General features: G+C 70.9%; 8 protein-coding genes. 1 reads left to right on the forward strand and 7 read right to left on the reverse strand.

Annotated elements, in window-relative coordinates; translation table 11 throughout:
* Positions 1-71 precede the first annotated feature (71 nt).
* The 7 genes from GT347_RS18335 to GT347_RS18365 form a co-directional block, all read right to left on the reverse strand.
* Positions 72-2,069 (reverse strand): hypothetical protein, encoded by a 1,998-nt coding sequence (locus tag GT347_RS18335; RefSeq protein ID WP_160553575.1) that lies wholly within the window; start codon positions 2,067-2,069, stop codon positions 72-74.
* Positions 2,066-3,286 (reverse strand): hypothetical protein, encoded by a 1,221-nt coding sequence (locus tag GT347_RS18340; RefSeq protein WP_160553576.1) that lies wholly within the window; start codon positions 3,284-3,286, stop codon positions 2,066-2,068. The genes GT347_RS18335 and GT347_RS18340 overlap by 4 nt, the downstream gene beginning before the upstream one ends.
* A gap of 120 nt (positions 3,287-3,406) precedes the next feature.
* Positions 3,407-3,733 (reverse strand): P-II family nitrogen regulator, encoded by a 327-nt coding sequence (locus tag GT347_RS18345; protein ID WP_160553577.1) that lies wholly within the window; start codon positions 3,731-3,733, stop codon positions 3,407-3,409.
* 4 nt (positions 3,734-3,737) lie between these two features.
* Complete coding sequence (locus GT347_RS18350; protein WP_160553578.1) at positions 3,738-6,830, reverse strand: efflux RND transporter permease subunit; 3,093 nt, start codon at positions 6,828-6,830, stop codon at positions 3,738-3,740.
* Between the two features lie 7 nt (positions 6,831-6,837).
* Positions 6,838-8,004: an efflux RND transporter periplasmic adaptor subunit gene (locus GT347_RS18355; protein WP_229722368.1), complete on the reverse strand. Its 1,167-nt coding sequence runs from the start codon at positions 8,002-8,004 to the stop codon at positions 6,838-6,840.
* A gap of 44 nt (positions 8,005-8,048) precedes the next feature.
* A complete protein-coding gene (locus GT347_RS18360; RefSeq protein WP_160553580.1) occupies positions 8,049-9,470 on the reverse strand; it encodes a TolC family protein in 1,422 nt (473 codons plus the stop codon).
* Between the two features lie 128 nt (positions 9,471-9,598).
* Positions 9,599-10,030: a hypothetical protein gene (locus tag GT347_RS18365; protein WP_160553581.1), complete on the reverse strand. Its 432-nt coding sequence runs from the start codon at positions 10,028-10,030 to the stop codon at positions 9,599-9,601.
* 132 nt (positions 10,031-10,162) lie between these two features.
* On the opposite strand from GT347_RS18365, the gene GT347_RS18370 reads away from it, so the two are divergent.
* The gene (locus GT347_RS18370) at positions 10,163-13,633 is read left to right on the forward strand and encodes a hybrid sensor histidine kinase/response regulator (RefSeq protein WP_160553582.1); all 3,471 of its coding nucleotides are present in this window, start codon (positions 10,163-10,165) and stop codon (positions 13,631-13,633) included.
* Position 13,634: the final 1 nt, after the last annotated feature.

Here is a 13,634-nt window from a genome sequence, read left to right on the forward strand (position 1 = left end):
GAGGCAGGTGCCGCCCGCGCGCGAAAGCCCACGGCGGCAAGCGAAGCCGGGCGGCGCGGCCGTGGTCCCGTTCAATCGCCCTGCTGCTCCTGCGTGGCCGCAAGCTCGCCGGCAGGCTGCGGCCCGACAGGCGGCTGCAGCCAGCACCACAGCACCGGCTGCTCCGCGGCCAGGGTCGCGGCGATGCGGCGCAGCCGCTCCTGCAGCGCCACCAGCGTGGGATCTTCATGGCACAGCAGCATGCCTTCGGCGCGGCGCACCAGCAGCAGGTGCGGCGTGCCGGGCAGGCCCAGCAGCAGGGGATTGCCGCCGTGCAGCTCCGATGTCCGGGCATCGAGGGCCGCCAGCAGCGAGGCACCCTCGTCCTGCGGCAGCAGGGGCGGCAGGGGCAGGCCCTGGAGCCACATCTGCCGGCGCCGTTCGAGCAGATAGGCGGCCACCTGGGTGGGAGCGATGAAGCGGTGGTACTGGCCGCGCAGGGCGTCGAGCGTGGCATGGGGCAGGGCCGTGACGGGGCCGAGCGGGCCGTCCAGCCAGGCCGCGAAGTCGTCCAGCGGCGGCTCGCCGCCGTCCAGGTCGGCGATGGCATCGCAGGCCGCCGCGAAGCCGGCGATGGCCTGGTAGGACACCTGGCGGCCGAGCGCGCCGTGGCAGGCCGCGGCCGGCAGCGCGGCGGTGAAGCGGCCGTCGGCCAGGGCCAGTTCCCGCGGCTTCGGCAGGGCCATGGGAAGCGGGTGGCTGGCCAGCAGCAGCCAGAGGCCCCGCCAGCTCCGGCGCAGGGCGACGAACTGGCCCTCGCCGCGCTGCACCACGGCCATGTCCAGGTCGTCGAGCAAGCAGGGGGCGGCGGCGCGCCAGTGGCGGGCCGGCAGCTGCAGCAGGGTCCAGGGCTGGCCGTCCGGCGTGCTGCGCGGGCCGAAATACTCGCCCGGCGCGTGCACGAACCAGTCCAGCGCCGTCTCCAGTGCCGCCGGGCGGTCGGCCACGCCTCCGAGGGGATCGACCTGCGGCGGGTCCTGCAGCGCGTTGCCGATCGCGCAAGCCAGTGCGAAAAGCCCGCCCTGCAGCACCTGCTGCGAAGGGCTCAGCAGGAACTCCGGGTCGCGGTCGTAATCGTTCCAGCGGCCGGGCGGCGGGCTGGGCTGCGGCGGTGGCGTCCCGGCGCCCGGTTGGGCGCTCGCCGCATCGCGGTCTTCCTGGCCGGCCCGGGCGGCCGTGGTGCCGCTGCGCGGGGCGAGCGTCAGTTCCAGTTCCATGTAGAGGCTCATCGCGCCGCCGCCGTGGAAGTTCTGCGCCGGCCGGCCGCGCCTGCGCTTGCAGAACAGGCGCTGGAATTGCGCCAGGAAGCGGTCCCAGGGCGGCATGTCGTCTCCCGGGGTCAGCCCCATTTCATGCGTCAGCCAATACAGGGACTGCTGCAGCGCGGCGGGTCCGCTGCAGTAGTCCGCGGGGGCCAGGTCCGCATCTGCGAGCAGCCGGGCGATGGGGCGCTTCCTGAGCAGCGACTGCAGCGCGTCGCTGCGCACGCCGATGCCGGCCAGGGCCAGTTCGTTGCGAAGGTGGCTGAGCCTGAGGCCGCAGGCCGAGATGTTCGCGAAGAGGGCCAGATGGCCGCTCGCGCTCAGCCGGTCCAGGGCCTCGTCGAGGGCCTGCGCGTTCATCGCCTGCCGCTCCACGAACTCCACCACCATCGCGGTCGTGCAGTAGTGCGCGGGGTCGTACTGGTTGACCCAGGCCGCCAGCCGGTGGCGCGGTACGCAGGCCAGCAGCGGCAGGCGCCGCCCCAGGGCGTCGAGGCTGGCGCGCAGCTGCTCTGCCGACGGGCGCGGGCGCAGCCATTGCCGGGCCTGCAGCAGCGCGGCGAGCCCGGCCGGGGTCTGGCCGGAAAGCGTGTCGGTGACGGCGGCCAGCGGCAGGCCGGGCGTGCGGTGCTGCAGCTGGCACAGGATCGCGTGTACGTCGAAGCCACGGCCCCTGGTGTAGCGCGCCAGATGGCCATCGCGCACCGCCTCTTCCAGCAGCTCGAACACCAGGCCGGCCTCCGTCACGCCGCCGCTCGTGTCCTTCACATAAGGGGGCGGGGCTTCCGGCGGCGGCGTGACGCTGCGAGGCCGCGGCGGTGGCCGGTCGGCGGCGCCCGGGGCGGCCGGTTCTCCAGGATCAGCTGCCGGATCGGCTCGCACACGATGTCGGGATGGATGCGCAGGCGCTGGCCGTCCAGGCTCTGCAGGAAACGCCTGCGGAAGTTGCGCATGTGCGCTCGCCGTTCGGCGGCGTGGAGGCCGGTCGCGTACTGGGCCAGCAGCAGCTCGCATTCGCCGATGGTGCAGCCGCCGGGGTATCGGCACAGCAGTTCGTAGGCGAAGCCGCCGCGCACGCCCGCCTGCGTGCCGGCGGCGGCTTCGCCGCGGAAGAGGGCCAGGCTCTTGTCGACCATCCGTGTCCCGAGGAAGCGGCGGGGCGCCTGGTCGCGCGGGAAGAACCAGCCGGCGGCATAGTCCAGCGCCGGAATCAGCTGCGGCAGCTGCAGCATCTGCCGCAGGTTGAGCCTGAGCTGGCGCGCCTGCAGCAGCATGTCGAGCTCCACCATGGCGGTGGGAAAGCCGTAGCCGGCCATCGCCTGCACGCAGTCCTGTATCGCCTGGGCATGGAGCGCCACGCCGGCTTGCAGCTTTTGCTGGCTGTCGTGGAGATTGGTGCCCATCAGCCGGCTGAGCAGGGGGCGGTCGGCGATGTCGCCCTTCACCTGCTGCGCCAGGTAATGGATCACGGCGCTCTCGTAGGCGGCGACAAAGCGCCTGAGGGCCGGCGATGCGCCTCGCATCCGGGTGGCGATCAGGCCGCGGAAGACGGTGCTGTCGCGCAGCAGCGCGGGCCTGCGGCGGCAGGCATCGAGCAGCTCGTCGCGCAGTTGCGCCAGCCCGGGCCATCGGTCGGCATGCAGCTCGGGCCGCACGAGCGCCAGCCAGGCATCGACATGGCCTCCGCGCAGCCGCAGTCCGCGGGCGCGCAACTGCTGCATGACCAGGCGCAGGGCGGCTTCGCGGGAGGCGGGCTCCTCGTCCGAGGCGTGCAGGGCATCGGCGATGTCCTGCGGCGTGGGCTGCAGCCGGTGCGAGCGCTGGCGCGGCGAAACGGGGCGGAACCGGTCATGGTCGGCTCCGGCCTCGGTTTCGGGGAAGGAAACGACCATGAGGCTGTCGTCGATCCCGTCCGGCTCGTTGGCGATGTCGTTGCCGTCGGGCCAATGCACCGGCAGGGACGTCACTGAGGGGAAATAGGCCATGGCATGCGTCAGGGGCAGGACAAAAGGCGGCCATGGTCTGCCCGCGGCGCGATGTGCCTGCCGCGCCGGCACGAATCCGCACGGCGGCAGGCGAAGAGGCGGGCCTGCCGGCGGAGCGGCTCAGTAGGCGGAGCCGTCCCGCACCCGGTGGATCTCGCCGATATCCACCACCCACACCAGCCCGTCGCCGATCTGGCCGGTGCTGCAGGAGGCCATGATGGCCTCGCGGATGGGCGGGACCATATGGTCCTCGCACAGCACGCTCAGCATCACCTTCTCGCTGAAGTCCACCAGCTCCTCGCGCACGGTGCGCCGGGTGGTGGAGGCCGGGGCGGTGAAGCCCTCGGCCCTGAAGAGCGTGACGCCCGGGAAGTTGGGAATGTCCCGCAGGGCATCACGCAGGCGCTGGATGCGGCTGGGCCGCACGATGGCTCGGATTTCTTTCATGGCTTCAGGCCTCCATCGGCTTTTCGTCGAACCAGCGGTAGAGCGTCGGCAGCACCACCAGCGTCAGCAGCGTGGAGGAGATCAGTCCCCCGATCACCACGATGGCCAGCGGCCTCTGCACCTCAGAACCCGGCCCGGTGGCGAAGAGGAAGGGCACCAGGCCCAGCAGCGCCACGGTGGCGGTCATCATCACCGGCCGGAACCGGGCGATGCAGCCTTCGCGCACCGCCTCGGCCACGTCCAGGCCGTCCTCGCGCAGGCGGCGGATATAGCTTACCAGCACCACGCCGTTGAGCACCGCGATGCCCCACAGCGCGATGAAGCCCACCGAGGCCGGCACGCTCACGTACTCTCCGGTGACGAACAGCCCGATCAGCCCGCCGATCGAGGCGAAGGGCAGCACCAGGATGATCAGCCCGGCCAGCTTCACCGACTTGAACAGCATGAACAGCAGGAAGAAGATGGCCGCGATGGTCAGCGGCACGATCACCGACAGCGTGGCCATGGCGCGTTCCATGTTCTCGAACTGGCCGCCGTAGGTCAGGTAGTAGCCGTCGGGCAGCTTCACGTCGCGGTCGATCCTGGCCTGCGCCTCGGCGACGAAGCCGGCCAGGTCGCGGCCCTCCACGTTGGCGCCCACCACCACGCGGCGCTTGCCGCTCTCGCGGCTGATCTGCGCCGGGCCGTCCACCAGGGCGATCTTCGCCACCGCCGACAGCGGCACCTGCGCGCCGTCGGGCGTGGGCAGCAGCATGCGCGAGATGGTCTCCACCGAGTTGCGCTGCTCCTCGGGGAAACGCACGGCCACCGCGTAGCGCCGCTCGCCCTCGTAGAGCGTGGTCACCGGCTTGCCGCCGATGGCCGACTCGATCAGCGCCTGCACCGCGGCCACGTTCAGGCCGAAGCGGGCGATGGCCTTGCGGTCGATGTCCACCGTCAGCGCCTGCTGGCCCGACAGGCGCTCGATGCGGATGTCGGTGCTGCCGGGGATGCTCTTGAGGATCTTGGCGATGTCTTCCGAGACCCGGCGCAGCTCCGGCAGCGTGTCGCCGAAGACCTTCACCGCGACCTGCGAACGCACGCCGGTCACCATCTCGTCGACCCGCTCGGAGATCGGCTGCGACAGCACGATCTGCACGCCCGGAATGGTGGACAGGCGCTGGCGGATGTCCTCGTCGATCTCGTCCTGGCTGCGTTCGGATTCCGGATCCAGGATCACGATGGGGTCGGACTCGTTGGGCCCGGCCAGGTCGGCCGGCGATTCGCCGCGGCCGATCTTGGAGACCACCGATTTCACGCCCGGCACCGCGGCCACCATCTTCATGGCGTCCATCTCCATGCGCAGCGACTCCTCCAGCGAGATGCTGGGCACCCGGTTGATCTGCGGGGTGAGCGCGCCTTCCTTCATGGTCGGCATGAAGGACTTGCCGAGGAAGGGGAACAGCGCCAGCGAGGCCAGCAGCAGGCCCACGGCCACGGCCAGCGTCAGCCGGCTGTGCTTGCTCGCCCCGTCGAGCAGCGGCAGGTAGCCGCGCTTGAGGAAGGCGATCACCCTGGTGTCGTGGTCCGAGCCGCCCTTCAAGAAGTAGGAGCACAGCACCGGCGACAGGAACAGCGACACCAGCAGCGACACGAAGAGCGAGATGGCGATGGTCAGCGCCAGCGGGCCGAACATCTTGCCCTCGATGCCCTGCAGCGTCATCAGCGGCAGGAACACCAGGATGATGATCATGATGCCGAAGATGGTCGGCGTGGCCACCTCGGTGGTGGCCTGCAGGATGGCGCGCACCTTGGCGCCGCGGCTGTCGTCGGTGAGCTGGCCGAGCTTGTGGAACACGTTCTCCACCACCACCACCGTGGCGTCCACCATCAGGCCGATGGCGATGGCCAGGCCCCCCAGCGACATCAGGTTGGCCGACAGGCCGTAGCGGTTCATCACGATGAAGGTGGTCAGCGGCGTGATGACCAGGGTGGCCACCACGATCAGGCTGGAGCGCACGTCGCCCAGGAAGATGAAGAGCACCACCACCACCAGCACCACGCCCTCGATCAGCACCTTGCCGACGGTCCACAGGGCCGAGTCGACCAGGTCGGTGCGGTCGTAGTAGGCCTTGATCTGCAGGCCGCCGGGCAGCATGCCCTTGGCGTTGATCTCGTCCACCCGGGCCTTCACCCTGGTCACCACCTCCTTGGCATTGCCGCCGCGCATCATCATCACGATGCCGGAGACGGCTTCGGTGTAGCCGCCCTTGATGATGCCGCCCTGGCGCACTTCCTGGCCGATGCGCACCTCGGCCACGTCGCGCACGTAGACGGGGGTGCCGCGCTCTTCCTTGACGACGATGTTGCCGATGTCCTCCAGCGTCTTGATCAGGCCCGAGCCCTGGATCAGGTACTGCTCGGTGCCGATCGGCAGGATGCCGCCGCTGGCGTTGGAGTTGTTGGCCGAGATGGCGTCCACCACCTGCTGCACCGACAGGTTGTAGTGGCGCAGCCGCACCGGATCGACCAGCGCCTGGTACTGGCGCACATAGCCGCCCTGCGAGTTGATCTCGGCCACGCCGGGAATGCTGCGCAGCAGCGGGCGCGCCACCCAGTCCTGGATGGTGCGGCGCTCTGCAAGTTCCTCGGGCGTGAGCGCGCGCTCGCCGTCGTCGGGATGGTCCAGCGTGTATTGGTAGACCTCGCCCAGGCCGGTGGAGACCGGGCCCAGGATCGGCAGGATGCCCGCCGGCATGCGCGGCGTGACCTCGATCAGCCGCTCGGTGACGAGCTGGCGCGCGAAGTACACATCGGTCGCGTCGGTGAACACCAGGGTGATGACCGACAGGCCGCTCTTGTTGATCGAGCGCATCTCGGTCAGGCCCGGCAGGCCGGTCAGCGAGATCTCCAGCGGCACGGTGACGAAACGCTCGATCTCCTCGGGCGAGCGCCCGGCCGCCTCGGTGGCGACCTGCACCTGTACGTTGGTCACGTCGGGGAAGGCGTCCACCGAGAGTTTGGTGGCGGCGCGCATGCCGAAGGCGCAAAGCACCAGGCCGAGCACGACCACCAGCAGCCGCTGCCCTAGCGCGGCTTTGATGAGGGAAGCAATCATGGGGCGATCACTCCAGTTCCGCGCGCTTGCGCTCGTTGTTCAGGTGGAAGGCGCCTTCGGTCACCACCTCGGTGCCCTCGCGCGGGCCCTGCAGCACCGCACGCATGCCGCCGCTGGTGGGGCCGAGTTCCACCGGGGTGAGGCGGTAGCGGTTCTCGGCGGTCTTGACGAAGACATGGTCGCGGTCGTTCTCGCGCACCACGGCGGTGGCCGGCAGGGCCAGCACCTTCTGCGCGGCGCCGGAGATGCGCATGGTGGCCAGCATCTGCGGCTTGAGGGCGCGGCGGGGGTTGTCCACCTCGGTGCGGATGGCCACGGTGCGGGTGTCGGGCTGCACCGTCGCGCCCACCACCACCACCTTGCCGGAGAGCGGGTCGCCGCCGAGGGCGGGCACCGTGATCTCCATCGATTGGCCGACCTCGACCGAGCCGGCGGTCTGTTCGGGCACCGCGCCCACCACCCAGACCTTGTCCAGGTCGGCCACGGTGAAGAGCGGGTTGCCCGGCTGGGTCACCTGGCCCTGGCTGACGGCGCGCTCGATCACCACACCCGCGCGCGGCGAGAGCACCGACATGCCGGCGGCCAGCGTGCCCTGGCTGCGCAGGGCCTGGATGTCGCCTGCGGACATGCCGAGCAGGCGCAGCTGGTCGGAGGAGGCACGCAGCTCGGCATTGGCCACCGCCTGTTCCGATTCGCGGCGCTGCAGCTCGGCCGAGCCGATCACGTCGGCGGCCAGCAGCTGGCGGGCGCGTTCCACCGCGCGGCTGGCCAGGCTGCTGGCGGCATTGGCGCGCAGCAGGGCCAGCTGGGCCTGGGTGAGTTCGGGGCTGGCGATGCGGGCCAGCGGCTGGCCGGCGCGCACCGTGTCGCCCACCTCCACCAGCACCTCGGTGATGCGGCCGGTGACGGCGGCGCCGATGCGGCTGACGCGGTGCTCGCTCGCATCGATGCGGCCGGTGATCTCCTGCACCGGCGAGATCTCGGCGCTGCCGAGCTTGCCGGTCTTGAAGTTGGCGGCCATGGCGGGCTGCACGCTGACCAGCATCGGGTCCTGCGCCACCTCGGCGGCGGCGGGCGGGGCGGCGGCCTCGTCCTTCTTGCCGCAGGCGGACAGGGCCAGGGCCAGGCAGCAGGCGATGGCGATATGGGTGAAGGAAGGGGCGGTGCGGTCCATGGCGGGCCTTTCGGAAGTCATCGAAGCGGTGAAGGGCAGGGGGCTCATTGCAGGCCACCCCGCTGCAGCGCGGCCGAGGGCAGCGCTGTCATCTCGTCGGCCCAGCGGCCGGAGAGGAAATCGAGTTCGGTGCGGGCGGCCTGCACCTGGAAACGCGCGGTCAGCAGATCGGCGCGCACCGAGCGCAGCACCCGCTGGGCATCGAGCACATCCAGGATGCCGCGCTCGCCGAAGCGCCAGGCGGCATCGGCCACCCGCAGGGCGGCCTCGGCGTCGCGCACCGCGCCCTGCGACAGGGCCTGCACCCGCAGGCGCGACATCTCCAGCGCGCGTTCGGCCGACTGCAGCTGCTGCTCCAGCTCGGCCTGGCGGCCGTCGAGCCGGCCGCGGGCGCGTTCCAGTTCGCTGCCGGCCTCGGCGATCGGGCCGCTGCGGCGGTCGAACAAGGGGATCTGCACCGTCACGCCCAGCATGTTCTGCTTGATGTCGGGCTCGCGGCTCTGGCTGAGCTTGAGTTCCACATGGGGCAGGCGGCCGGCCTCGGCCAGGTCGAGCTGGGAGCGGGCGCGGTCCACCTCGGCGCGCAGCACCTGCAGCTCGGGGTTGCGGGCCAGCATGGATTCGCGCAGCAGCATCAGGTCGGGCTGCACCGGCGGGGCGTCGCTCAGCTGGGCGTCCAGCGACCATTGCGGCGGCAGGGCGCCGGCGGCCAGGCGGTTGAGCGTCAGGCCTGCCTGCTGGGCCTGCAGCAGGGCGGTCTGCTGCAGGGAGCGGGCGTTGATGGTCTCGGCATCGGCCTTGATCAGTTCGTAGCGCGGAGATTCGCCGCTGTCCACCCGCGCCCGCACCCGGGTGTTGACCTGTTCCAGCAGCGAGGCGGCCTCGGCGGCGGCCGCGGCCTCGGCCTGGCGCAGCAGCAGGTCGTAGGCGCGCAGCCGCACCTGGGCCACAAGCTCGTTGCGGGCCACGCCCACCTGGAAGCCGCTGGCGCGTTCGCCGGAGCGGGCCGCGTCGATGCGGGCCTCGCGCAGCCAGGGGTTCTCTATGGTCTGCGAGATGCCGTAGGTGGTCAGGCTGCCGCCCACGCCGCCGACCTGGCGGGCGCTCTGGTTGCCGGCGCTGTATTCCAGGCGCGGGTTGGGAAAGGCCGAGGCGCTGCTGATGGCGGCGGCGGCCGTGTTGCGCGAGCGCTGGGCCGACAGCAGCCCGGGGTTGTTCAGGATCACCGCGTCGGTGAGCTGCTGCAGGTTGAGCGGCGGGCCGCCGGCCAGCGAGGCGGTGACGGCGGCGCCGCTGGCCGCCGCTGCCGGCAGGTTGAGCGGCGAGGCATCGGTGCCGGTGCGCGGCGCCTGTCCGGCACGGGCAGGAGTGGAGGGCGCAGCGGGCTGCGCGGCCGCGGGCTGCACGAGGCAGCCGGCAGCCAGCAGCGCCGCCGCGCTGAGAGCGCGGAACGGGGCAGTGGGCATGGGCGAAGCTGCTCCTTGTGGGAGGCAGGAAATGGAAAACGGACGCGGCAAGCGGCCGGTCGAGGCGACCGGCGCGAAGCCAGAAAGGAGAGGAAAAGCCGTTCAGCCCCGACGAACGGGGGGAAGGCTCAGGCCAGCAGCAGGGCCGTGCGTGGCGGCCGCAGCAGGCGGCGCGGCCAGGCGGTGGCGCTGGCCGGATGCGGGGAGGAGGCCTGCGCTTGCGGCAGGGCATCGACTTCGGGCCGGGTGAAGTCGGCCGCTATCATTTCCGTCCGGTCGTCGTTGTTGGCCTGCAGGTCGAACACCACCTGGGCGGCCGCGGCCGACAGCGATGCATCGTCGAGCAGGTCGGCGCGCGGATGGCAGAAGACGAACATCGGATGCGAGGGCTCGGCCTGCTGCCGCTGCTGCGCCACCAGCAGCGGATGCGCCGGCACCAGGTGGCCCACCCGCGAGAACGCATGCACCGAGGCATTCGCCACCGGCCGCTTGCAGCCCGAGCCGGCCAGCGCGGTGAGCGCCAGCAGCAAGAGGATCAGGGCGGAAAAGGCGATGCGCATGAAGAATGCGGTGGAGGTCAGGTTGTGGTCAGGAAGGCCGGTGCAGGGCTGGATTGTGCACCAGACAGGACTAACCCTTGGAACCCTTGGAATTGGCCGGGTGGCATGCTTGCTGCTCCGACAGGAAAACCCATGCCAGCAGCCCCCATGACCGAAGCCGACATCCCCGAAGCCTCGGCCGCGCCCCTGCAGCGGGTGGTGAAGATCCGCCGCGACTACAACGACTGGGTCGGCCGCGAGACCCTGGAGGACTATGCCCTGCGTTTCGCGCCCCGGCGTTTTCGCAAGTGGTCGGAATGGCGGGTGGCGAACACGGCTTTCGGCGCGGCGTCCTTCCTGATCCTGGAGGCGGTGGGCGCCACGCTGCTGGTGCAGTACGGGGTGATGAACGCCTTCTGGGCCATCCTGGCGACCGGGCTCATCATCTTCCTGGCCGGCCTGCCGATCAGCATCTATGCCGCCCGCTACGGGGTGGACATGGACCTGCTGACCCGCGGCGCCGGCTTCGGCTACATCGGCTCGACGGTCACCTCGCTGATCTACGCCAGCTTCACCTTCATCTTCTTCGCGCTGGAGGCCGCGGTGATGGCCTATGCGCTGGAGCTGGCGCTGGGCATACCGCCGCGCTGGGGCTATCTGATCTGCGCGCTGGTGGTGATTCCGCTGGTGACCCACGGCGTCTCGGCCATCAGCCGGCTGCAGCTGTGGACCCAGCCCGTCTGGCTGGCCATGCTGGTCGTGCCCTTCGCCTATGTGCTGATGCGCGATCCCAAGGCCTTCGACGGCATCGTGAACTACGGCGGCGAATACGGCGTGGGCCCGGGCTTCCGCCTGCAGGCCTTCGGCGCGGCGCTGACGGTGGGCATCGCGCTGATCACCCAGATGGGCGAGCAGGCCGACTACCTGCGTTTCATGCCCGAGCGCACCGCCGCCAACAAGAAGCGCTGGTGGCTGGGCGTGCTGGCCGGCGGGCCGGGCTGGGTGGTGCTGGGGGTGGTGAAGATGCTGGGCGGGGCGTGCCTGGCCTGGCTGGCCATCTCGCACATGGTGCCGCCGGAGCGGGCGGTCGACCCCAACCAGATGTACCTGGCGGCCTACGAGTATGTGTTTCCGCACTACGGCTTCGCGGTGGCGGCCACGGCCTTCTTCGTGGTGCTGTCGCAGCTGAAGATCAACGTCACCAATGCCTATGCCGGGTCGCTGGCCTGGAGCAACTTCTTCTCGCGCATCACCCACAGCCATCCGGGCCGGGTGGTGTGGGTGGTGTTCAACACGCTGATCGCCTTCATGCTGATGGAGATGAACGTGTTCGACGCCCTGGGCGCCGTGCTGGGCCTGTTCTCCAACATCGCCATCGCCTGGATCATGGCGGTGGTGGCCGACCTGGTGATCAACAAGCCGCTGGGCCTGTCTCCCGCCGGCATCGAGTTCAAGCGGGCCTATCTCTACGACGTGAACCCGGTGGGCACGGGGGCGATGGGCCTGGCCTCGGCGCTGGCCATCGCGGCCCACCTGGGCATGTTCGGGCCGCTGGCGCAGGCCTTCTCGGCGCTGATCGCACTCGGCACGGCGTTCGTCGCCTCGCCGCTGCTGGCATGGGCGACGAAGGGCCGCTACTACCTGGCGCGCGAGCCGCTGCCGGCGATCCGCATCCTGCCGGCCGAGGCCACCGGCGGCGCGGCGCCGCGCACCCTGCGCTGCACCGTCTGCGAGCGCGACTACGAAGGGCCGGACATGGCCTTCTGCCCCGCCTACCGCGGCCACATCTGCTCGCTGTGCTGCACGCTGGATGCGCGCTGCGGCGACCTGTGCAAGCCGCATGCGAGCCTGGCGGCGCAGTGGTCGCAGGCGCTGCGTTCGCTGCTGCCGCGCCGGGTCTGGCCTTATCTGGACACGGGTCTCGGCCATTTCCTGCTGCTGATGCTGATCATCGTGCCGCTGCTGGGCGTGGTCTTCGGCATGCTCTACCGGCAGGAGGCCGGCGCGCTGGGCTCGGCGGCCGCCGGCTCGCTGGCCGCCGGTTTCCTCAAGGCCTACATGGCGCTGCTGGTGATATCGGGCATCGTCGCCTGGTGGATGGTGCTGGCGCAGGAGAGCCGCCGGGTGGCGCAGGAGGAATCCAACCGCCAGACCCATCTGCTGGTGGAGGAGATCGAATCCCACCGCCGCACCGACGCCGCCCTGCAGCAGGCCCGCCAGGTGGCCGAGACCGCACGCGAGCAGGCCGACCAGGCCAACCAGGCCAAGAGCCGCTACATCGGCGCCATCAGCCACGAGCTGCGCACGCCGCTCAACAGCATCCTGGGTTATGCCCAGCTGATGGGCGAGGACCCGGCCGTGCCGCCGCACCGGCGCCAGGCGGTGGAAGTGATCAAGCGCGGCGGCGAACACCTGCTGGGCCTGATCGAGGGCACGCTGGACATCGCCCGCATCGAGGCCGGCAAACTTGCGCTGGAGCTGGCGCCCATGCGCTTCGCCGACATCGTGCAGGAGATCGCCGACCTGTTCGAACTGCAGGCGCGCGAAAAGGGCCTGTCCTTCTTCTTCGAGGTGGATGGCGCCCTGCCGGCGGTGGTGCGGGCCGACGAGAAACGGCTGCGCCAGATCCTCATCAACCTGATCGGCAACGCCATCAAGTTCACGCCGCAGGGCAGCGTGACCCTGCGCATGAAACACCGGCGCGAGATGGCCACCATCGAGATCGCCGACACCGGCCCGGGCATGGATGCGGAAGAACTCTCGCGCATCTTCGAACCCTTCGCCCGCGGCTCTTCGCCGGGCGCGCGGGGTGCGCCGGGCGCGGGCCTGGGCCTGTCGATCGCCGAGATGCTCACCGGCCTGATGGGCGGGCAGCTGACCGCCGAGAGCGTGCCCGGCCAGGGCTCGACCTTCAAGGTGCGCCTCTTCCTGCCCGAACTGGCCGAAGGCCGAGCCAAGCCGCGCAGCACCGTGCTGCGCCGCGGCTACGAAGGCAAGCGCCGCGACATCCTGGTGGTGGACAACGAGGAGCCCGACCGCGAACTGCTGGTGCAGGTGCTGAGCCCCCTGGGATTCCGCCTGCGCACGGCCGCCAGCGGCCACGACTGCCTGGACCTGCTGGCCGCCGGCTACCGGCCCGACGCCATCCTGATGGACCTGGCCATGCCCGGCATCGACGGCTGGGAGACCATCCGCCGCATCCGCGCGGGCGTGCATGCCGGCATCGCCGTCGCGGTGGTCTCGGCCAATGCCTTCGACAAGGGCCTGGAGAACGACGTGGGCATCACCCCGCAGGACTTCATCACCAAGCCGCTGCGCCACGGCGAGCTGCTGGACTGGCTGGAGCACCGCCTGCACCTGAAGTGGCGCAGCGAGGCGCCGCCGGCCCCTGTCGCCCCGCCCGCGCCCGCCGCCGTGGTGCTGCCCGACGCGGCCTCGCTGCAGGCCCTGCGCGAGGGCGCCGAGCTGGGCTATTACCGCGGCATCCTCAACACCCTGGCCGACATCGAACGCCGCCAGCCGGCCTGCGCCGTGTTCGTGGAGGAGATGCGGGCGCTGGCGCGACAATTCCGCTTCGAGGCGATCGCCGCGCGCCTGGCCGCGCCGCAAGCCTCCGCCCCCTGAA

The organism is Xylophilus rhododendri (assembly GCF_009906855.1).
Taxonomy (GTDB): domain Bacteria; phylum Pseudomonadota; class Gammaproteobacteria; order Burkholderiales; family Burkholderiaceae_C; genus Xylophilus; species Xylophilus rhododendri.